Genomic DNA, 20,581 nt, shown 5'->3' with positions numbered 1-20,581 from the left:
GCCGCCGTCTTAAGGCCAGGGACTAGGAAGCCGCAGGCTGGGATGCGGTGAGGACGTCGAAGATGTTCTTGATCTGCTCCACTACCTTGGCGTCGTCCTTCGGGTGGATCTCGGCGAAACGGACCATGGAGCCGGGGACGGCAAGCTTGACGTCCTCCAGCACCTCGGCGCCGGCAATACCAACGGCCTTGCGCGCCTCGTCCTGCGCCCAGACTCCGCCGTACTGGCCAAACGCGGTGCCGACGACGGCCGTGGGCTTGCCGGTCAGTGCGCCGGCGCCGAAGGGGCGGGACAGCCAGTCGATGGCATTCTTGAGCGATGCGGGGATTGTGCCGTTGTGCTCGGGGGTGACCAGGAGCAGGGTGTCGGCCTCGCTTGCTGCAGCGCGCAGGGCGGCGGCGGCGGCAGGAACCTGGCCTTCGACGTCGATGTCCTCGTTGTAGAAGGGGATGTTGCCCAGGCTTTCGTGGATGATCACGTCAACGTGCTCCGGAGCGTTCAGCTGGATGGCTTCGGCAAGCTTCTGGTTGGTGGACCCGCTGCGCAGGCTGCCTACGAGGGTGAGGACGGTGCTCTTGGTCATTGTGACTCCTTGGGATCTGGTCCGGCGGTGACCGGTTGTCTGTTTGGAATGTCCGGCTATAAGGGCCTTCAGACGACTAAACGGACTACGGTCCGGTTATATTCCAAACACTAGACTGTGGGATGTGAGCTTCATCCCCTTGCCGCCCGGGGGCTCCCTGGGAGCGGCTGCCGAACGCCGCGATGCCGCGCGCAACCGGGAACGCCTGCTCTCAGCCGCTCGGGAGCTCATCGACGAGTGCGGAGCCGAGGGACTCACGATGGACCAGCTGGCCGAACGTGCCGGCGTGGGTAAAGGGACCGTGTTCCGCCGGTTTGGCAGCCGGGCCGGACTGATGCTGAACCTCCTCAACGAATCCGAAACAGACTTCCAGACGCGCTTTATGTTCGGACCACCGCCGCTGGGACCCGGGGCACCGGCCCTGGAACGGCTCATCGCGTTCGGGGTGGAGCGGATTGCCTATGTGATGGAGTTCGGGGACCTGCTGCTGGCGGCCGAAGCTGCGCCGTACCACCGCCTGGACGTTCCGGCCACCGTCCTCCAACAGCGCCACCTCGAAGTATTGCTGCTGGAGGACGGAATACAGGAGGAGACGTGGCTGCTGGCCGGTTCCCTGGTGGCCACGCTGGAACCCGAACGCCTGATTCATGAGGTCCGGATACACGGGGTGAGCACCGAGCGGCTGGCTGGTTCCTGGCGCCAGCTTGTGACAAGGGTGGTCCGCGGCGGATAGATTACGCTGCTTGTACCCGCGGAACACGGAAGGATCAAGGAGCCATGCTCAGGTACCTCGCCAAACGCGGTGTCACCTATATGGTCATGATCTTTCTGACAACCTCGGCCGGTTACCTGATGGCCGTCAGTGCCCTGAAGCCGTCCGTCCTGGAGCAGGAGCGCATTCCCCGCCCAACCCCGGAGCAGGTGGCGGGTTCCCTGCGGCTGAAAGGGCTGGACCCTGAGCTCAACCCCTGGGAACGCTACCTGGACTGGCTGACGGCCGTGGTGACCCGTTGGGACTGGGGACGCAGCCCCAACGGTGCCTTCATCAACGCGGAGTTTGGTGATCGCGTCTGGGTTTCCACCCGGCTGTTCCTGGCCGCTGTCGTCCTCACCCTGCTCATCGGCGTCGCGCTGGGCGTTTACTCGGCGGCGAGGCAGTACAAGCTCCAGGACCGCATCATCACCTCCTACAGTTACTTGGCGTACATCCTGCCGGCACCTATCGCCTACTTCCTGGTGCAGCTGGCGGCCATCCGCGTCAACGAGGCGGCCGGCCAAAGGATCTTCTTCGTCACGGGCATCTCCACTCCGGGAACCGAACCGGGTTGGGGACAGTGGCTTGACCTGATGGCACACTACGCAGTTCCGACGGCGGCAATTACCCTGGTGGGCTGGGGCAGCTACCAGATCGCGCAGCGCCAGTACCTGCTGGATAACGTGAACGCGGACTTTGTCAGGACCGCCCGGGCCAAGGGGCTCACCCGGAACCAGGCCATCAGCCGGCATGCGTTGCGTGTTTCGTTCATCCCGGTGGCGCAAAGCATCGCCTTCACCGTCCCGGCCATCTTTGCCGGAGGGTTCTTCGCCGAGAAAATATTCGCCTGGCCCGGGATCGGCTCGTGGAGCATAGACGCGATCGGCGCCCAGGATGTCAACGCCGCCACCGCTACACTGGCGTACGGTTCAGTGATTTTTGCTGCCGGAGCCGTCATCGCCGACTTCGCTACTGCTTTGGTGGATCCACGGGTTCGGGTGCAGGCATGACCGGCCTTAATTCCGTGGATCCTGCATTCCTCGTCCCCTCTGGCACTGCCGGTGCTGTTACGGGCAAGCCAAAACTTCTGTTCCGCCGGTTCCTGCGGAACAAGACGGCCACAGCGGGCCTGTTGATTTTTCTTGCGTTGGCCATCTTCGCCCTGGCGGGCGGGTGGTTCACCAACTGGGACAAAGACACCATCGATCCTCTCTCCATCGGCATGCCGCCCTCGGGCAGCCACCTCCTGGGCACCTCGCAGGCCGGTTTTGACCTGTACGCCCTGCTGGTGGAGGCAACGCGGGTTTCACTGCTGATCGGTGTGCTGGTGGGCGTGGGCTCGACTCTGGTTGCCGCCGTCTACGGGTGCACCATGGCCTACTTTGGCGGCAAGGTGGACACCATCATGCTGTTCATCCTGGAAGCTCTGATCATGATGCCGGTGCTCCTGGTTGTAGCGGTGCTGACCAGTGGCGCGAACAGTCTGCGTGAAAATATGCCGGGTTGGTTGCTGATGGCGGCAGTCCTCCTCGTTTTCAGCTGGATGGGTTCGGCACGGCTGATCCGCTCACTGTCGATGTCGGTAGTGCAACGTGATTACATCCAGGCGGCCCGGTACATGGGCGTTCCAGCCCGCCGGATCGTATGGAGGCATCTGGTCCCCAACGTTGCCTCGCTGCTGGTCCTGGACGCCACGCGCGGCATCACGGCGGCTGTCCTCGCGGAGGTAGCTTTCTCTTTCATCGGGATCGGCATCAGGCCGCCGGACGTGAGCCTGGGCGTTCTGCTTGGCGGGTCAACAGCCCAGGTGCAGTCTTTCCCCTGGATGTTCTGGGCGCCGCTGGCTGTGATGTTCCTGCTGACCGGTTCGCTGGCCATGATGAATGACGGCCTCCGGGACGCCTTCGATCCGCATTCCGCGTCGTCCGGCAGGGCAAAGCGCGCCAGGCGGGACGGCTGGCAGCACAGGAGCCGGCGGCAGGGGCAACAGCCATGAGGGATCCCCTGCTGTCCGTCCGTGGCCTGAACGTCCGCTTCGCTGCCGGGGGCCGTAGTGCAGAGGCTGTGGTGCAGGCGGTCAGCGGCGTGGACCTGGACCTGTTTCCGGGCAAGACGCTGGGGCTCGTGGGCGAGTCAGGTTCGGGCAAGTCCGCCACCGCCCTCGCCATCATGGGGTTGCTTCCAACAACGGCGGAAGTCACGGGTGCCGTCCGGTTGGGAGGGGTGGAGTTGCTGGGACTCAGCGACAAGGCAATGTCCCGGTACCGTGGCAAGGACATGGGCATGGTGTTTCAGGACCCGCTATCGTCCCTGACACCCGTGTTCACAGTGGGTGCGCAGATCGTGGAAGCGCTCGCTATCCACAATCCAGCCATGAGCCGGAAAGCCAAAACAGCCCGCGCCGTCGAACTTCTCACCATGGTGGGAATTCCGCACGCGCGGGACAGACTGGGGGCATTCCCGCATGAGTTTTCCGGTGGCATGTGCCAGCGTGTCACCATCGCCATGGCGATCGCCAATGGTCCCCGGGTGCTTATTGCGGACGAGCCGACGACGGCCCTGGACGTGACCATCCAGGCACAGGTGCTGGAGGTACTGCATACAGCGCAGCAGGAAACGGGCGCCGCCCTGCTGCTCATTACGCACGACCTGGGCGTTGTGGCCGCGATGGCGGACGACGTGATGGTGATGCGCTGCGGGGAACCGGTGGAGAGCGGCCCGGGAGGGGAAATCTTCAACAACCCGCAGATGCCCTACACCAAGGAATTGCTGGCAGATGCCCGGGCACTTTTCGAACCGATGCCGGCCACGCAGTTTCAGGACGATCTTCCTGGTCGAAAGACGGTGCTGAAGCTCGCAGACGCGCGGAAGCACTACCCGCTCCTGAAGGGAACACTCATCAAGCGGCGCATCGGGACCGTGAAGGCACTGGACGGCGTCAGCTTCGAAGTCCGCGAAGGCGAGTGCCTGTCCCTCGTGGGGGAGTCCGGGGCGGGCAAGACCACCACACTGCTGGAGATCATGGAACGCCGAAAGGGCCGGCCCGATGAGGTGCAGCTGGTGTTCCAGGACCCGACGGCGGCGCTCGATCCCAGGTTCACGGCCTTTGAAGTCCTGGCCGAGCCGCTGCAGAACGCCGGCCTTGCACCGGCGGCAGTGAAGGAGCGCGTCCTGGACCTGATGCGCCTCGTCGCGCTGCCGCCGGATCATCTGAACCGTTTCCCGAACCAGCTGTCCGGTGGCCAGCGCCAGCGGATCGGCATTGCGCGTGCGCTGGCACTCAACCCGAAGCTGGTGATCCTGGATGAGCCCGTTTCAGCACTGGATGTCTCGGTGCAGGCCGGCATCATCAATCTTCTGGCCAGGCTGCGGGCTGAACTGGGCCTGAGCTACCTGTTGGTGGCGCACGATCTCTCCGTCGTCCGGCAGATTTCGGACCGGGTGGCTGTGATGTATCTGGGCAAGATTGTTGAAATGGGCGATGTCGGCACAGTCTTCGGGAGCCCGCGCCACCCGTATACCCGGGCGCTGCTGTCAGCCATTCCGGTACCGGATCCTGCGGTAGAGCGGAGCCGGCAGCGCATTATCCTCAACGGCGAGCCACCCGGCCCGCTGGATATTACCCAAGGCTGCAACTTTGCTTCCCGCTGCCCCATCTTTGCGGCACTGCCGGAGGCCAAAAAGCAGAGGTGCCTTAGCGAAGAGCCGCCGCTTGCGGCTGGCACCGGAGTGTCCGTTGTACGCGAGGATCCACGGCAGGAGTACGCCTGTTTCTTCCCTGATGCCGGCCTGGACACGAAAAGCCGGTCATCGTAACGAGGCATACGCTGAGGCACCCTAGAATCTTGGAACTGCCACTTTTTTGCAGATCGCGCCATGAAGGGAAAACCATGAAGCACCTGACCAGGCTCGGCGGGGCGGTGGCAGTTGCCGCTGCCTTCGCCCTCACCGGCTGCGGCGGCACTCCGTCCGGTCCGGCAACTGCCTCCGGCCAGGCCCCAGGCAGTGATGTTTCCAAGCTGGTCAGCGTGAACGAAAAACCGGCCTCAGACCTTGAGCAGGGCGGCAGCGTCACCCTTCCGCTGCTCAGCATCGGCCCGGACTTCAATGATTTCTCCAACAACGGCAGCAGCGCGGACAACGCGGCCCTGCTGGTCCCAATGAACCCCGTTGCGGTCCAGAACGGCGGGATCGGCGGCTGTTGGAAGCGGGACTACGCCGGCAAGGCCACACCGAATACAGACTTCTGCGAGACCGTGGAAAGCACCATGAGCGATGGCAAGCAGACCATCACCATCAAGGTCAATGAAGATGCCACGTACAACGACGGTACGCCCATCGACGTCAAAGCCTTCCAGAACACCTGGAACATCCTCAAGAGTTCCGGGAACGGCTACGACATCGTCAGTACCGGCAACTACGCCTCGGTGGAATCGGTGGAAGCAGGCAGCAGCAGCAAGGAAGTAGTGGTCAAAACCAGCCAGCCCGTCTACCCGCTGGATTCACTGTTTTTCGGCTTGATCCACCCCGCCGTAAACTCCCCGGAAATATTCAACAACGGCTTCAACGGCGACCTGCACCCGGAATGGATGGCAGGCCCGTTCGCGCTGGAGGACTACGATTCCGCTGCCCGCACCGTCACCATGGTCCGGAATGACAAGTGGTGGGGCGCCAAGCCCGTCCTGGACAAGGTGACCTTCCGGCAGCTGGAAACCAGCGCCCAGGTGGCGGCCTTCAAAAACAGCGAAATCGACGCCATGCAGGCCAACAGCATCGGACTGTACAAGCAGCTGGAGGGCAGCCCCAATTCCGAGGTGCGGCGCGGGCAGCGGTTGTTTGCCGGCGGCTTGAACATCAACGCCCAGCGGATTACCGACGTCGCGGTCCGCGAGGCGATCTTCACGGCGGTGGACCGGGAAGCCATCCGCGACGTGCGCTTCAACGGCCTCAACTGGGAGGAACCCAGCCCGGGTTCCATGATGCTGATGCCGTTCTCGGAGCACTATCAGGACAACTATCCCGTGGCCGGGAGTGGCCCGGAAGCGGCTAAGAAGGTCCTCAGCGACGCCGGCTACACGGAAAACGCCAACGGCATCATGGAAAAGGATGGCGAGCCCGCAGCGTTCAAGATCTCAAACTTCGGCGACGACCCCACAAACCTTGCCACCATCCAGACTTTGCAGAATCAGCTTAAGGCGGCCGGTATGGACGCTGGCATCGCCCAGTACGGTGCGGCCGAATTCGGCAGGGTGATGGGCGGCCGCGAGTTCGATCTCAGCATGTCCGGCTTTTCGGTGAGCGCGGATGCCACCAATTCCGTCAGGCAGTATTACGAATCCAGCACGAACCAGAATGGCCTGGGGGACGCGGAACTGGATGGCAAGATCGCTGAGCTGGGCACCATCGAGGATGATGCCCAGCGGAACAAGGCGGCCATGGACGTGGAGAAGGAGCACATGGCCAAATACTTCTCCATGGGAGTGGTGTTCAACGGCCCGCAGATCTCCTTCGTCCGTACCGGCCTGGCGAACTACGGCCCGGCGCTGTTCCAGAGCCCGTTCCAGGTCCCGGACTGGACCACCATCGGCTGGGAGAAGAAGTAGCCGCGGAGTAGCGTGTCAGAATGACATCGCACACCATCCGCAGCGCCGTCGTGGGTTATGGCTTGTCCGGCCGCGTGTTCCACGCGCCGTTGATTGCCGCAGACCCGCAGTTCTCGCTGGACGTCATCGCCACGTCGGACACCGCCCGGGCCGCCGCCGCGAAGGGCCGTTACCCGGAAGCGGAAATCGTGCCGGATGGCGCGTCCGTGCTGGCGCTCGCGGACAGCCTGGACCTGGTGGTGCTGGGGACCCCGCCCGCCACGCACTATCCCCTCGCGAAGACTGCCCTGGAGGCGGGACTGGATGTCGTCGTCGACAAGCCTTTCACCGTCACCAGTGTCCAGGGTGAAGAGCTGGTTGCCTTGGCTGAGCGGTTGGGACGCGTACTCACCGTGTATCAGAACCGGCGCTGGGACAGCGGCTTCCTCACGGTCAAAAAGCTGCTCGACGCCGGGGCGTTGGGTGACGTGCTGCGCTTCGAGGCAGCGATGGAGCGGTGGGCGCCGGAGATCACCAAGGCGTGGAAGGCCGCGGCGACTGTGGACGATGGCGGTGGGATCCTGTTCGATCTCGGCACCCATTTGCTGGACATGGCCGTGCAGCTCTTCGGTCCCGCGGAAGTGGTGCATGCGGAAATCAACGCGCGCCGGCCGCAGGAGCAGGCGGATGACGACAATTTCCTGGTGCTCAGGCACCGGTCCGTCAATGGCAAGGCACCGGTTACCAGCCACCTCACCATGAACGTGCTGTCCGCGGCGCCTGGGCCTGGCCTGCGCGTCCTGGGCACCAGGGCGGGCTTCGTCAAGCACGGAACCGACCCCCAGGAGCAGCAGCTGGGCGCCGGCATGGCGCCCAGCGCTGCGGAGTATGGAGTAGAACCGCCGGAGTCTGAGGGACTGCTGGGGGTGCCCGACGACGTCGAACGCGTTCCCACCGAACCCGGTGCCTACCAGGAGTTCTACCGGATCCTCGGGCAGAAGATACTCGACGGCGGCACTTCCTCCGGGTTGCCCCTGCCCGTTGATCCGCAAGAACCTGTGGCCGTGCTCCGGCTGATCGAACAGGCCCGGGCGCTCGCAACACGCTGACCCTGTGCACGAGTTAGCGCGCGGTCCCTTCCAAATGTGGTCCACATCACTTAGGGTCGGAACCGCGGGTGCTAACTGGAACAGCTGTATCAGTTTGTACCCGACGGCAGCCGCGTTAACCAACTACCGGGTGCCGGTCCGAAAAATCCCGGTACGGTGCCCGCTATCCGCCTGGCGCCTGCCGAATTGCAGAATGGAGCAAGTCCCCATGAGAGCATTTCCGCGTTTTATGGCACCAGTAGCGGCCGTCGCCATGGCGGCAGGACTGTTGGCCGCATCCGCGGTACCGGCAGCATCTGCGCCGGCCGCAACCGCTGAAGCCCAGACCTACATCGTCCTGTACAAAGCCAACGGGGTGTCCAAGTCGTCCCTTTCCAAGGTGGAGGGCGCTGGCGGCACAGTGGTGAACACCTACCCGCAAATCGGCGTGGCAATCGTCAAGTCCGACCGTGCCGGGTTTGGGCAGACATTGAAGTCCGCCGATCCCGGTATCCAGGGTGCCGCCTCCACTGCCGGTCTCGGCGTGGCAGTGGTTGATGACCTGGCTGCTGAAGAGGCCGCCGCCGCGGACGCAGCCATTGAACCCGGGACTCCAGCACCAGGTAACGACAACCTGGCTGCTTTGCAGTGGGACATGGACCAGATCAAAGCTCCGGAAGCCCGTGCACTCAACGGTGGCAGCGCTTCGATTGTGGTGGGCGCCATTGACACAGGCGTGGACTGGTCGCACCCGGACCTGGCAGCCAACATGGACTTCTCCAGGAGCGCGTCCTGCGTGGGCGGCGTCCCGAACCCGGACCCCGCCGCCTGGATGGACGACAACGGCCACGGCACACACACGGCCGGCACCATTGCCGCCGCCAAAAACGGCGTCGGAATGGTGGGCGTTGCCCCGAACGTGAAGATCGCCGGCATCAAGGCCGGTAACTCGGACGGCTTCTTCTACCCGGAGGCGGTGGTGTGCTCCTTTATGTGGGCAGCCGAAAAGGGCATTCAGATAACCAACAACAGCTACTACGCCGATCCCTACCTGTTCAACTGCAAAAACGATCCAGAACAGCGCGCCATCTGGGAAGCCGAGCGCCGGGCCATCCGGTTCGCACAGCAGAGCGGCACCACCATTGTGGCCGCCGAGGGCAACCAGTCAGATGACCTGGCCCATCCCACCCAGGACATCAGCAGCCCCAATGACACCACGCCGGTCACCAGGGACATTTCCAACGCCTGTGCGGTAGTGCCTGTTGAGGTTCCCGGCGTCATCGGCGTCACGGCCAACGGCAACAAGGGCTTTAAGTCCTTCTACTCCAGCTACGGCGTGGGAACGGCGTCCGTCATTGCCCCCGGCGGTGACAGCCGCCAGCTGACCGCTGCTGCTCCCAACGGCCGCGTGCTTTCGACTTGGCCGGCCGCTGCCCCCTGCGCCCGTACGGTAATGGACGGTGCGGCGAAGTACTGCTACATCCAGGGCACGTCCATGGCTTCACCGCACGTTGCCGGCGTGGCCGCGCTCATTGCCAGCACCGGAGTCACCAACCCCGGCAAGGTGGCCGCGAGGATCAACAACACGGCGGACAACATCGCCTGCCCTGCCGACATGTCCTTCTACGCACAGGACCCGTCCGTTAGCAATGGCGCGCCCCAGGTGTGCCAGGGCGGGACCGGCTACAACAGCTTCAACGGCCACGGCCAGGTGAACGCGCTGCGCGCCATCGGCGGCTAGTTTCCTCCGGTGTTAACAGCAGCCATCAGTAGGCACTGTTAAACAAAAGTACGACGGCGGGTCCCGGCTTTTCCTTCGAAAAGCCGGGATCGCGCCGTCGTACTTCTTTGTCCTTGGCTAAGGCAGGTGTCCTTACGCGGAAACCAGCTTGTGCCAATCGGCAACGAGGGGCAGGCCGTGTGCCTCGGAGACGGAGTGGTGTGCAACGTGGCCGGCGGCAATGTTGAGTCCGGCAGCGAGGGCAGGATCGCGGTCGAACGCGGCTTTGACGCCCAGGTTCGCCAGGGAGATGGCGTAGCGCAGGGTGACGTTGGTCAGCGCGTAGGTGGACGTATTGGGAACGGCGCCCGGCATGTTGGCAACGCAGTAGAAGATGCTGTTGTGCACCTTGTACGTAGGCTCCTGGTGCGTGGTGGGGTGCGTGTCCTCGAAGCAGCCACCCTGGTCCACGGCGATGTCCACCAGGACCGAGCCCGGCTTCATCCGGGCCACCAGCTCGTTGGTGACCAGCTTGGGGGCCTTGGCGCCGGGGATCAGTACGGAGCCGATCACCAGGTCCGCGTCCACTACTGACTTTTCGATCTCGTACTTGTTGGAGGCGACAGTTTTCAGCCGGCCCTGGTACTGGGCATCCAGTTCGCGCAGGCGGTTGATATTGATGTCCATGATGGTGACGTCGGCGCCCAGGCCCAGCGCCATGGCTGCGGCGTTGGTACCGGCAACACCGGCGCCCAGGACAACAACCTTGGCCGGACGTACGCCCGGGACGCCGCCCAGCAGGACGCCCTTGCCGCCGGCCGGAGCCATCAGCGAGGTTGCTCCAACCTGGACGGAAAGACGGCCGGCAACCTCGGACATCGGGGCCAGCAGCGGCAGGGTCCGGCCGTCCTGGACGGTCTCGTAGGCGATCGCGGTGACGCCGGAGTTGATGAGCTCGCGGGTCAGTTCCGGCTCGGCGGCCAGGTGCAGGTAGGTGAAGAGGATCAGGCCCTTGCGGAAGCGGTGGTATTCGGCCTTGACGGGTTCCTTGACCTTCATCACCATGTCGGCGCGGGACCAGACGTCATCTGCGTCGTTGACGATCTCGGCGCCGGCAATGGCGTATTCCTCGTCCGTGATGCCGGAGCCGAGGCCTGCGCCGCGTTCCACCAGGACAGTGTGGCCATGGGTGCGGAACTCGTTGACGCCAGGGGCCGTGATGGCGACGCGGAATTCGTTGTTCTTGATTTCTTTCGGGACACCGATGATCATGGGGGGCTCCGTTGTTTGCGGCTGTTTTTGGCAGCCGGCTGGGGACGCTGGCTTGTGATTCCAGAATAAATCCGGTGTGAGGCAGGTGACATTGATCCCCATGGTTCCCGTTGAGTAGAACCGCGGAAAATCAAGGTTTTTATCCTTTTGAACTCGACATTCGTCGAGGTACGGAGCGTCAGGTGTCGCCTCCTGTTCGTTAGCGTGCGGGCCGGTACCGGCAGTAATGTTGCTCCATGCAGCAGGACGTTGAGCAACTCGTGGAACAAGTGGCCGGCAAGCTGGGCCGCGGCCTTTCACTGGAGGACCTGGACGGCATGCTGCTGGCCTACAGTTCCAACCAGTCGCACGCCGACCGGGTGCGGGTGAACTTTCTGTTGAGCAAGAAGGTGCCCTCGGACGTCAGTGCCTGGCAGCTCTCTCACGGGATTGCCACCGCGGTCCGCCCGGTTGCCATTCCGGCCAACCCGGAGTTGGGCATGCTGGGCCGGGTCTGCGTACCGTTGACAGTCCGCGGCTTCCGCGTTGGCTACCTATGGGTGCAGCAGGATGCCGAAGAGGAAAGCCCGACGACGATCCTGGCCCAGTTGCCGGACGTCCAGCGCGATATTGAGCTGCTTGCCGGCCTCCTGCTCGAATCCAATACTGTTGAGTCGGGCTTCCGGCGCGGCAAGGAGCGGGAGTTTCTGGCGGCCTGTGCCGGCGACGTGAACGCCGCAGCGGCTGTCGCCGGCTGGCGAGAGGTCCAGCACAAGGGCCCGTGGCAGGCCGTCACCGCACTCGATGCCGACGGTTGGGCGGGCGGCGCGGATCCGGGAGCGGCCACCCTGATCCACAGTTCCGCGGCTCTGCAATCCACTGTGGGCGTGGACGCGGCTCTGTTCAGTGCCGGGGCAGAGGCGCACTCAGTGATCCTGTTCCGCGAATCCGTGGGCCGCGCCAGTCATGCGCAGGTGCTGGTGCATTACCAGCTGGAACTGGCCAAGCGCTCAGGCCGGCCGGTGCACCGGATCATCCTGGGCATCAGCGAGCCGTTCGCCAGGGCCCGCGGGTTGGCCGCGGCGTACCAGCAGTCGAAGGTGGCCGCCCAGGCAGCTGCCGTTGAACCGCGCCTTGGGGAGCTGGTTGATTACCGGGCCTGCGGCGTCTATCAGGTGCTGGCCTCGGCCGGTGGTGGGGCGGCTGCCTGGAGTGATTCCGGCTCCATCTATTTCCAGCTGCTGTTGGACCATGACCGCAACAGCGAATTGCTGCCGGTCCTGGAGTTGCTCTATGACAACGATGGCTCGGTGCAGGACGTCGCCGGCCAGCTCCACCTGCACCGCAGCAGCATCTACAACAGGCTGGGCCGGGTACGGCAGCTGCTGGGCGTTGACCCGTTGAAAGGGGCAGTCCGGCTGGAGCTGCATGCCGCCATGAAGGCCCGGCGCTGGGATGCCCGGCCGCGGATCTGAGGCCAGGCGGCCTTGGCGGTTTCGGTTTGCGGGCGTGCCGCTCCTTCCCTTGCCTCAGCAGAGCGCTACCAACGTTGTACCGCTCTGCTTCCAACGTTGTACCCTTTTGTGAGGGCCGGTTGTGCCCTTAGTGCGCGGAGGGAGCGGCTATGTCGGTCACAATTCGGGATGTCGCCAAGCTGAGCGGGTACTCCATCAAGACAGTGTCCAATGTGATTAACGGGCATCCGCAGCTCCGCCCGGAGACCCGGAAGCGTGTACAGGACGCCATTGACGAGTTGGGCTACCGGCCGAACCTTTCAGCCCGAAATCTCCGCGCCGGACGCACCGGCGTTATCGGGCTCCTAATCCCCGACCTCACTACTGCCTATTTCGCCGAACTAGCGGACGCCGTCATGCGCGCTGCGGCAGCAAAGGGAATCGCCGTCCTGATTGAGCCGGTCGGCAGTGGCCGTGACAACGAGGTGGCGGCCCTCCGGGGCCAGCACCGGCACATGGTGGACGGCATCCTCTACAGTTCCCTGACATTGGGCTCCGAGGACGCTGGACTTCTCAAGAGCGTCGACACTCCCCTTGTGGTTCTGGGAGACACATCTTTCGGTGGCCAGGTGGACCGGATCACGATGGCGAACACGGCGGGGGCGAAGGCAGCCACGCAGCATCTGGTGGCAGTTGGTCGTCGCAGGATCGTTGCCTTGGGCGCGCACGAAGGGAACATCGTGGCGTCGGCAGAGCTGCGTCTGGCCGGCTACAGGGCAGCCCTTGAGGAAGCGGATCTGCCGTTCAACCCGGACTTGGTGTGCTATGCCGATTCATGGCACAGGCGAGGGGGTGCGGCCGCGATGAGCCGGTTCCTGGCAGATGGGCTGGACTTCGATGCCGTGTTTGCATTCAATGACACGCTGGCTCTGGGCGCCATGCGCGTCCTCCAGGAGGCAGGTATCCGCATCCCGCAGGATGTTGCAGTCGTGGGCTTTGATGACCTGGATGAAACACGGTATTCCCTGCCGGCCCTGTCCACTGTCAATCCGCGCAGAGATCAGATCGCCCAGGCGGCGGTGGAGACTCTGCTGCGACGCATCGCGGGCGGAAATAGCCTCGAGGCCAAGGAAATAGAAACAGGCTTTTCACTCGAACTCCGCGAGTCCTCCATGGTACCCGGGAAGAGCACAGCCTCAGCCACCACCGCAGCTTGAAATAAAGCAGCCAAACTCTTGACCGCTATCAATGCTTGGCTCATGCTAGATACAACGTTTACGTACAACGTTTACCTAAGCTTTTCCCGCAGGTTTAGGGACGCCGCTGTCCCACTTCACTGAAAGGGTCGACATGATCAGGTCGCTCACAATCCTCACCGCGGTTGCTGCCGCATCACTGGCTCTGACGTCCTGCTCAGCTGCAGGCTCTGGTGCCGGGTCTGAAAGCAAGGACGGGGCCAAGTCTGAACTGACGTTCTGGCATGGCTACACCGAAGCTGACGGCAAGGTCCTGAACAAAATTGTCGAGGACTTCAATGCCTCCCAGAACGACGTCAGCATCAAAGTGCAGACCAATCCGTGGTCAGTCATCGATGACACGCTTCTTCCCGCACTCTCATCAGGCAATGGGCCGGACATCGTAGCAATGCCGGCGGAAAGGCTTCCCGTTTACGCGGACAAGGGCGCCTTTGTTGAACTTGATGACTTCTACAAGGATCCGGCCAGCAACCTGGACAAGCTGATTCCGGCAGCAGCAGACATGGAAACCGTCAATGGCCATAAGTACGGAGTCCCGTCCGGTTTTGTGCCGCTGGCCATGTTCTACAACAAGGCCCTATTTGCGAAGGCCGGCATCACCACCCCGCCGGAAACCTGGGAAGACTGGATTGCAGCGGCGAAGAAACTGACCATCGACGAAAACAACGATGGCACTCCGGAACAGTTCGGTCTCGGTCTGCCTGACCACGCAACCGTCGCCAACGGCGTGTGGCCCTCCCTTTTCTACGGAAACGGAGGCGACGTCGTCAAGGACGGCAAGGCAGTCGTAGATTCACCGGAAAATGCGGAGACCCTTAAGACCTGGGTGGACGCTATCCGCAACGACAAGATCTCACCGGCAGGCCTGGACGGCATTTCCGGTGACAAGCTCTTCAGCAGCGGCAAGGCCGCCATGTACCTCGGCGGTCCGTGGATGTCCTCGATCGCCACCGAGAACAAGATCGACTACGGCATCGCCGCCGTCCCGGCAGGACCTAAGGACCAGGCGGCATCCGCAATCGGGATCTCAATGGGCATCACAGAACAGAAGGACGGCTCCAGGGTCGAGGCGGCGCAAAAGTTCTTCACGTACTTCCTGCAAAAGGAACAGGCAACTGCCTGGTCCCTCGGCTCCGGCTGGCCCCCGCTGCGTTCGGACATCCCGGCGACAGAGGTCGCAGCCAACCCTGTCGTGGAAGCCCTGACGAAGCAGTCCGAATTCGGCCGCCCCCTGCTCCCCGGCGTCGTCAACAGCACGGACGTGCTGACAGCCGTGGACAAGCTCACCCAGCGCGCCGTCGCCGGCGAAAACATCCAGGACCTGCTCGATGAAACCCAGGCCTCGGTCCAGAAGATCCTCGACGCCAAATAAGAGAACGGAACAGGTGCGGCGCGCAGTGGCGCCGCACCCTTCTGGAAAGAAGCTCCCATGAGCACCACCATTCACAAGAAAACTACGGAAGCACTGCGGTACCGCGCACCAGCCCCTCTAGGGGGCCGCAGGAATCCGGCAATTGGGCAACGCCGCAAGAACATGCAAGCCCTGGCTTTTCTACTCCCCGCCCTCCTGATCCTGGGCGCCTTTACCGCGTGGCCTATGGTCTCCGCCCTGCGCCTGTCCTTCACTGACGCCAGCGGCTTCGGCAAGGAGGAGTGGGTCGGATTCGGGAACTACGCCCGCATCTTCACCGACCCTGTCATCATCAACGCCGTTATCAACACAGCGCTCTATGCCCTGCTGTTCACCCCGACGGCTGTGGCCCTGGCGCTTGCCTTGGCGCTGTTACTGAACGACCCCCGCCTGCCGTTCCGTGGCTTCTTCCGAACCGCCCTGTTCCTGCCTTTCATCATCAGTCTCGCCGTCGCCGCCATCGCCTGGACATACCTGATTGACCCACAGGTCGGGCTGCTGAATTACTGGCTGGGCAGCGCAGGGATCCGGATCGGCAACGTCCTGCAGGATCCCGTCCTGGCCATGCCGACCGTCGCGTTCGTCGCCGTATGGAAGAGCTTTGGCTTCTACATGGTCATCTTCCTGGCCGGGCTCCAGGAAATCCCCGGCTCCCTGTATGAAGCGGCGAAGGTGGACGGTGCCGGACCTTTCACTCGATTCCGGCATGTGACCATGCCGATGCTGTCCAACACCACAGCCTTCGTGCTCATCTTCGCCCTGATCGCAGCCCTGCAGGCCTTCGACCAGATTTATGTGATGACCGGCGGTGGGCCTTATGGCCATACCGAAACGGTCGTCATGCAGATTTACACCTCCGGCTTCCGCAAACTCGACGTCGGCTTCGCCTCAGCCCTGTCCTATGTACTGCTCGCGGCGACGCTGCTGCTCAGTGTCATCCAGTTTGTTTTCTTTGGAAAACGCGAACGTGAAGGCGACTGATGTCCACGAAACTACAACCGCAACCCGCCCCGGCCCTCGCCGGGTCAGGATCCACGGCCCGCTCCGCCAGGAGATCACGGCTGAACCGTGCCCTGGTGGCCACCTTCCTGGGCCTGGCCACAGCAGTGATTCTGCTGCCCATCGCCATCATTGTCTTCACAGCCTTCAAGCCGGCGGCCGAGGTCAATGCCTTCCCGCCGACCCTCGTCCCGGCCCAATGGACGCTGGATAACTTCACCCGGATCTTCCAGGATCTTCCCTTCCTCCGGCTGATCGGCAACAGCTTCATCTTCGCCGGGGGTGTCACCCTCTTTGCCCTGCTGTTCGACTCGCTGGCCGCCTACGCCCTTGCCCGGATCGACTTCACAGGCAAGAAGTTCCTGCTGATAGCGATCATCGCCAGCCTCATGATCCCCTTCCAGGCCACCCTGGTTCCGGTCTACCAGCTCGCCAGTGACCTGGGCTGGGTCAACACCTTCGCCGCGCTCATTGTCCCCCGCGCAGCCGACGCCTTCGGAATATTCTTCCTGCGCCAGTTCTTCCTCTCCCTCCCCAGGGATCTGGATAACGCGGCGCGGATTGATGGCGCCTCCGAATGGCGGGTCTATTGGAACATCGTCATTCCCAACGCGATGCCGGCCATCCTGACCCTTGGCGTGTTCGTATTCGTGAACAACTGGAACGACCTGCTCTGGCCGCTCATTTTCACCACTGATAAGGACATGGGAACACTGACCTCCGGGCTGACCCTTTTGACCGGACCCGGCGGGATCGTGCCGTACGGCGTAATGATGGCAGGCGCCCTCGTGGCCATACTGCCCCTCGCCGCCATCTTTATGTTTGTCCAGCGCCGCTTCATCGAAAGCGTCGCCACCACAGGATTGAAGTGAGGAAAAATTTGAACTGGCATGAAGACGGACGCCTGCATTTCGGGCTCGGTATCGAAGACACCTTCATCCCCCAGGAACGCGCGGGGGAACGCGCCCTGGACGAGTATGAACTAACCCAGCATTACCGCTTCTGGCACCAGGACCTGGGACTCGCCAAGGAAGCGGGCGGCGAGTTTCTGCGCTGGGGCATTCCCTGGTACCGGATAAACCCCGAACCCGGGGTCTGGAAATGGAGCTGGCTGGACCAGGTAATGGCCCGCTTCGCCGAACTGGAACTCAGGCCGCTGGTGGACCTCATGCACTATGGCACCCCCACCTGGCTGGACAACCAGTTCCTGAACTCCAGCTACCCGGAACGGGTAGCTGACTACTCGGCACGGGTCGCCGCACGCTACGCCGACACGGTCGTGGATTACACGCCGGTAAACGAGCCGATGATCCACACCTTGTTTTCGGGGAAGTTCGGCCACTGGCCGCCCTACCTCTCTGGCGACGACGGCCTCGTAGCCTTGGTCCGGAACCTATCCAAAGGATTCGTCCTCGCCCAGCAAAGCATGACCGAAGTACTCGGCGACCGCGGCATCTTCACCCACGTCGACGCAGGCTTCCGGTTCGTCAGCGATTCCGACGACGGTGTGCATGACGAGGACATTAGCCACCTCAGTGCCCGCTCGTTCCTGGTGGAGGACTTGGTCACAGGCAAGATAGACGCCGGACACGAACTCCTGCCGTGGCTCAGCAGGCACGGTATGACCGACCATGACCTGGACTGGCACCAGAAAAACATCGTGCTCCCAGATGTGATGGGAGTGAATTACTACCCGCTGCATTCGACCGAACTGCTTGAAGCAGCACGTCCAGTGCGCGGGGACATTTCCGACCCACGAGCCGTCCGGAACGACTGGACTGCTGGATTGGCCGACGTCATCACCGCTTACGGCAAGCGGTACGGTGCCCCCGTCGCGCTCACCGAAACCTGCCTCACAGGCTCCTACGAAGAGCGCATCAGATGGCTTGATGCCTCCGTAGCATGCGTGCAGGAACTCCGGGCGGCAGGTCAGAACATCGTTGGCTACACCTGGTGGCCCGTCACCGACATGTACGAATGGACCTACCGCTACGGCAGCAAACCGCTGGAACACTACCGCCTCACCATGGGCCTCTGGGACCTCGTCCCGGACGAAATCGGAACCTTGCACCGGATCAAAAACCCCGTCGCTGACCGGTTCCAACACCACGCCAGCGCTGCAGCAACTCCCGCACTCGAGCCCGCTGGACTGCGCTCCTCCTGACCAGCACCCCCGCAGAAAACTAATAGCCCACCAGCTCAAACCTGGTGCGAACGGACCCGATCAGTCACGTATCAGCCCGACCACAAATGGGAGAAGCAATGCACGAACAACCGACGGCTACCAGCGCGCCCAATAACGGGACCAGCGCCGTTCACACCAGACCGGGCATCACCATACTGGTGCTTGTCATGCTGGCGGTCTTCGCAAGCCAGTTCATAGGAATGCCACCGGCGGTGGCAGTAACCACCGGGAACGGGGCGCTGGTGTATTCACCGCCGGCAGGGTCCTCATTCGCGCCGGAAGGCGGACGCGCAGTTGGAACAACCTATGCCAAAGTCATCGCCCTGAAAAACAACGGGACCTCCAACGGCACCCAACTGGCCACCTTCGACAAGCTTGTCCTGACGAATGGGGTCCAGACATATCCGATCCATCGCAGCACGAATAATGGCGCCACCTGGTCCAAAATCTCTGAAGTGAACCCAAGCATTAACTTCCCGACTTTCACCAGAACCGCTCAGCCCTTCCTCTATGAGCTGCCCCAGCAGGCCGGCAACCTGCCTGCAGGCACCCTCCTGCTCACGGGTATGGTGATGCCCGAGGACCGGTCCAGCAGCAAGCTTGTGGTTTACAAGAGTTTGGATAAGGGACTTACCTGGTCTTTCCAGAGCACCATTGATTCCGGAGGCCCCGCGGTCTACGACCCCAGCCCCACCTCCACCACCACCACTGTCTGGGAGCCGTCCCTCGCTATCGACGGTTACGGCGGCCTCGTCGCCTACTTCTCGGATGAGCGGCAAAAAGCCAACGGAGTGCTGCAAGCGGTGTCCTACCGCCGCTCCACTGATGGCGGTCTCACCTGGGGTGCACTCGCCAACGTCTCAGCACCGCCAAACAACAGCGACCGTCCCGGCATGATTACGGTGACCAAAATGCAGGACGGCCGCTACCTGGCCACCTTCGAAGTTGTCAATCGGCCCAGCCAAAGCCAGAACACTGCACCGGTCTACTACAAGACCTCGCCCGATGGCCTGAACTGGTCACCCGCGGCCAGTATCGGAACAAAAGTCGCTCTCAAAGACGGACGAGGAATCGGATCCTCCCCCTTCGTGAAATGGGTCCCGACCGGCGGCCCCAAGGGCATGGTCATCATCGCTTCCAAATGGTCCCTTGACGCAGCCGGCAACATTGACGGCGGGCAGAACTTCTACGTCAACTACAACCTTGGCGACGGTCCATGGGAGCGACTGCCCTACGCCGTCACCTACGACGCCTCCGACACCCAGGGCGGTTCCTTTACCGGCTTCGCGCAAGGCTTTGACACAAGCGTCGACGGCAGAACTCTCTACCAGGCCACCAACGTCGAAAATCCAGTTACCACCTACAACGACGTCCGGGTCGGATCCATCCCGCTGGACGCCCAGCAGTACGAAGCCGAACACGCAGTCCGGCAGGACGTAGCTCTGGTAAATCACACGGACGCGTCCAATGGCGTAAAAGTAGGCAACATCAACAACGCCGGTAGCTCTGTCACATTCGCGGTAAAGGTTCCGGCCGCCGGAACTTATACCCTCAACATGCGTTACGCCAACGGCACAGGGGCAAACAGTTCCCATTCCGTTAGGGTCAACGGGAGCACGGCAACCACACTGAACTACCCGGCCACAGTGGATTGGGGGCGTTACGGATGGGCGCAGATGACCACTACGCTGGCCGCCGGGACCAACTCGGTTTCGTTCAGTAAGGCCAGTTCGTTTGCCGAGCTGGACGCGCTCCACGTGTATAGGGCGGCCTCGCCCCTGGACACCCAATTCAGGATAAGCAATCGAAACAGCGGTAAATCACTGGAAATCCTGGGCGCATCAACCGCGGACGGTGCAGGGGCCGGACAACGGGGGCAATCGGGCAGTCCATCTCAAATCTGGAACATCAAACAAGCCAGCGGAGGAATCCAGCTCACGAATGTCAACAGTGGCAAACTCCTCGAAATAGGTGCTGCGGCAACAGCCGATGGAGTCCAGGCAACCCAGTGGGGCGCTAACGGACACCCCACCCAAGTGTGGGCACCGACCGTCAGCGGTGGCTGGTGGAAGCTCACTAACTCCAACAGCGGGAAACTCCTCGAGATAGCTGGTGCTTCGACGGCCGACGGAGCCGTCGCCCAGCAGTACACCGCCAACGGGTTCACCTGCCAGGAATGGAGACTCACCCGGGAAGGCATACAGTAACGCTCGAATTCGCCGTCACTTCTTAGGCGAAGGTAAGGCATTGGAGCACCCCCTTTCGGGCAAGCCGGGAGGGGGTGCTCCCGTGCAGAGA

Annotated in this window: 16 protein-coding genes; 14 read left to right on the top strand and 2 right to left on the bottom strand. The window is 62.8% G+C overall.

Annotated elements, in window-relative coordinates; all coding sequences use genetic code 11:
* Positions 1-22 precede the first annotated feature (22 nt).
* Positions 23-583: an NAD(P)H-dependent oxidoreductase gene (locus ACWA13_RS17820; RefSeq protein WP_463935720.1), complete on the bottom strand. Its 561-nt coding sequence runs from the start codon at positions 581-583 to the stop codon at positions 23-25.
* Positions 584-707: 124 nt separating this feature from the next.
* On the opposite strand from ACWA13_RS17820, the gene ACWA13_RS17815 reads away from it, so the two are divergent.
* The 7 genes from ACWA13_RS17815 (at position 708) to ACWA13_RS17785 (ending at position 9,748) form a co-directional block, all read left to right on the top strand.
* Positions 708-1,316: a TetR/AcrR family transcriptional regulator gene (locus tag ACWA13_RS17815; protein WP_463935718.1), complete on the top strand. Its 609-nt coding sequence runs from the start codon at positions 708-710 to the stop codon at positions 1,314-1,316.
* Positions 1,317-1,360: 44 nt separating this feature from the next.
* Positions 1,361-2,347 carry an ABC transporter permease gene (locus ACWA13_RS17810; protein ID WP_463935716.1) on the top strand — a complete coding sequence of 329 codons (987 nt, stop codon included), beginning with the start codon at positions 1,361-1,363 and terminating at the stop codon, positions 2,345-2,347.
* A complete protein-coding gene (locus tag ACWA13_RS17805; protein ID WP_463935715.1) occupies positions 2,344-3,333 on the top strand; it encodes an ABC transporter permease in 990 nt (329 codons plus the stop codon). Before ACWA13_RS17810 ends, ACWA13_RS17805 begins: the two co-directional genes overlap by 4 nt.
* Complete coding sequence (locus ACWA13_RS17800) at positions 3,330-5,153, top strand: dipeptide ABC transporter ATP-binding protein (protein ID WP_463935714.1); 1,824 nt, start codon at positions 3,330-3,332, stop codon at positions 5,151-5,153. Before ACWA13_RS17805 ends, ACWA13_RS17800 begins: the two co-directional genes overlap by 4 nt.
* A gap of 74 nt (positions 5,154-5,227) precedes the next feature.
* Entirely contained in the window at positions 5,228-6,940 is a 1,713-nt protein-coding gene (locus ACWA13_RS17795) for an ABC transporter family substrate-binding protein (protein ID WP_463935712.1), read from the top strand.
* Positions 6,941-6,960: 20 nt separating this feature from the next.
* Positions 6,961-8,028 (top strand): Gfo/Idh/MocA family protein, encoded by a 1,068-nt coding sequence (locus ACWA13_RS17790; RefSeq protein ID WP_463935711.1) that lies wholly within the window; start codon positions 6,961-6,963, stop codon positions 8,026-8,028.
* A 208-nt stretch (positions 8,029-8,236) separates the two neighbouring features.
* Positions 8,237-9,748, top strand: a complete 1,512-nt coding sequence (locus tag ACWA13_RS17785) for a S8 family serine peptidase (RefSeq protein ID WP_463935709.1) — start codon at positions 8,237-8,239, stop codon at positions 9,746-9,748.
* A 132-nt stretch (positions 9,749-9,880) separates the two neighbouring features.
* On the opposite strand, the gene ald is transcribed toward ACWA13_RS17785, so the two are convergent.
* Complete coding sequence (ald, locus tag ACWA13_RS17780) at positions 9,881-10,999, bottom strand: alanine dehydrogenase (protein ID WP_463935708.1); 1,119 nt, start codon at positions 10,997-10,999, stop codon at positions 9,881-9,883.
* A 236-nt stretch (positions 11,000-11,235) separates the two neighbouring features.
* Here ald and ACWA13_RS17775 point away from each other — a divergent pair, with 236 nt between their 5' ends.
* The 7 genes from ACWA13_RS17775 to ACWA13_RS17745 all read left to right on the top strand — a co-directional run bounded on the left by ACWA13_RS17775 (position 11,236) and on the right by ACWA13_RS17745 (position 20,490).
* Positions 11,236-12,453: a PucR family transcriptional regulator gene (locus ACWA13_RS17775; RefSeq protein WP_463935707.1), complete on the top strand. Its 1,218-nt coding sequence runs from the start codon at positions 11,236-11,238 to the stop codon at positions 12,451-12,453.
* Between the two features lie 149 nt (positions 12,454-12,602).
* Positions 12,603-13,649 carry a LacI family DNA-binding transcriptional regulator gene (locus ACWA13_RS17770; RefSeq protein ID WP_463935706.1) on the top strand — a complete coding sequence of 349 codons (1,047 nt, stop codon included), beginning with the start codon at positions 12,603-12,605 and terminating at the stop codon, positions 13,647-13,649.
* Positions 13,650-13,782: 133 nt separating this feature from the next.
* Positions 13,783-15,060 (top strand): ABC transporter substrate-binding protein, encoded by a 1,278-nt coding sequence (locus tag ACWA13_RS17765; RefSeq protein WP_463935705.1) that lies wholly within the window; start codon positions 13,783-13,785, stop codon positions 15,058-15,060.
* A gap of 57 nt (positions 15,061-15,117) precedes the next feature.
* Complete coding sequence (locus tag ACWA13_RS17760; protein ID WP_463935703.1) at positions 15,118-16,080, top strand: carbohydrate ABC transporter permease; 963 nt, start codon at positions 15,118-15,120, stop codon at positions 16,078-16,080.
* On the top strand, positions 16,080-16,970 hold the full coding sequence (locus ACWA13_RS17755; RefSeq protein WP_463935701.1) for a carbohydrate ABC transporter permease: 891 nt from the start codon (positions 16,080-16,082) through the stop codon (positions 16,968-16,970). Before ACWA13_RS17760 ends, ACWA13_RS17755 begins: the two co-directional genes overlap by 1 nt.
* On the top strand, positions 16,967-18,262 hold the full coding sequence (locus ACWA13_RS17750; protein ID WP_463935700.1) for a family 1 glycosylhydrolase: 1,296 nt from the start codon (positions 16,967-16,969) through the stop codon (positions 18,260-18,262). Before ACWA13_RS17755 ends, ACWA13_RS17750 begins: the two co-directional genes overlap by 4 nt.
* Positions 18,263-18,360: 98 nt before the next feature.
* Positions 18,361-20,490, top strand: coding sequence for an RICIN domain-containing protein (locus ACWA13_RS17745; protein ID WP_463935699.1), 2,130 nt, complete (start codon positions 18,361-18,363; stop codon positions 20,488-20,490).
* Positions 20,491-20,581 lie beyond the last annotated feature (91 nt).

The organism is Pseudarthrobacter sp. TRD_SC_9, assembly GCF_055361265.1.
Note: the sequence above shows the minus strand (reverse complement) of the source record. Positions and strands in the feature narration are given on the sequence as shown.

What these genes read in the sequence shown, in the direction of transcription:
- ACWA13_RS17820 (WP_463935720.1), bottom strand. Translation starts at nt 583, where the DNA reads ATGACCAAGAGCACCGTCCTCACCCTCGTAGGCAGCCTGCGCAGCGGG.
- ACWA13_RS17810 (WP_463935716.1), top strand. Translation starts at nt 1,361, where the DNA reads ATGCTCAGGTACCTCGCCAAACGCGGTGTCACCTATATGGTCATGATC.
- ACWA13_RS17805 (WP_463935715.1), top strand. Translation starts at nt 2,344, where the DNA reads ATGACCGGCCTTAATTCCGTGGATCCTGCATTCCTCGTCCCCTCTGGC.
- ACWA13_RS17800 (WP_463935714.1), top strand. Translation starts at nt 3,330, where the DNA reads ATGAGGGATCCCCTGCTGTCCGTCCGTGGCCTGAACGTCCGCTTCGCT.
- ACWA13_RS17795 (WP_463935712.1), top strand. Translation starts at nt 5,228, where the DNA reads ATGAAGCACCTGACCAGGCTCGGCGGGGCGGTGGCAGTTGCCGCTGCC.
- ACWA13_RS17790 (WP_463935711.1), top strand. Translation starts at nt 6,961, where the DNA reads ATGACATCGCACACCATCCGCAGCGCCGTCGTGGGTTATGGCTTGTCC.
- ACWA13_RS17785 (WP_463935709.1), top strand. Translation starts at nt 8,237, where the DNA reads ATGAGAGCATTTCCGCGTTTTATGGCACCAGTAGCGGCCGTCGCCATG.
- ald (WP_463935708.1), bottom strand. Translation starts at nt 10,999, where the DNA reads ATGATCATCGGTGTCCCGAAAGAAATCAAGAACAACGAATTCCGCGTC.
- ACWA13_RS17775 (WP_463935707.1), top strand. Translation starts at nt 11,236, where the DNA reads ATGCAGCAGGACGTTGAGCAACTCGTGGAACAAGTGGCCGGCAAGCTG.
- ACWA13_RS17770 (WP_463935706.1), top strand. Translation starts at nt 12,603, where the DNA reads ATGTCGGTCACAATTCGGGATGTCGCCAAGCTGAGCGGGTACTCCATC.
- ACWA13_RS17765 (WP_463935705.1), top strand. Translation starts at nt 13,783, where the DNA reads ATGATCAGGTCGCTCACAATCCTCACCGCGGTTGCTGCCGCATCACTG.
- ACWA13_RS17760 (WP_463935703.1), top strand. Translation starts at nt 15,118, where the DNA reads ATGAGCACCACCATTCACAAGAAAACTACGGAAGCACTGCGGTACCGC.
- ACWA13_RS17755 (WP_463935701.1), top strand. Translation starts at nt 16,080, where the DNA reads ATGTCCACGAAACTACAACCGCAACCCGCCCCGGCCCTCGCCGGGTCA.
- ACWA13_RS17745 (WP_463935699.1), top strand. Translation starts at nt 18,361, where the DNA reads ATGCACGAACAACCGACGGCTACCAGCGCGCCCAATAACGGGACCAGC.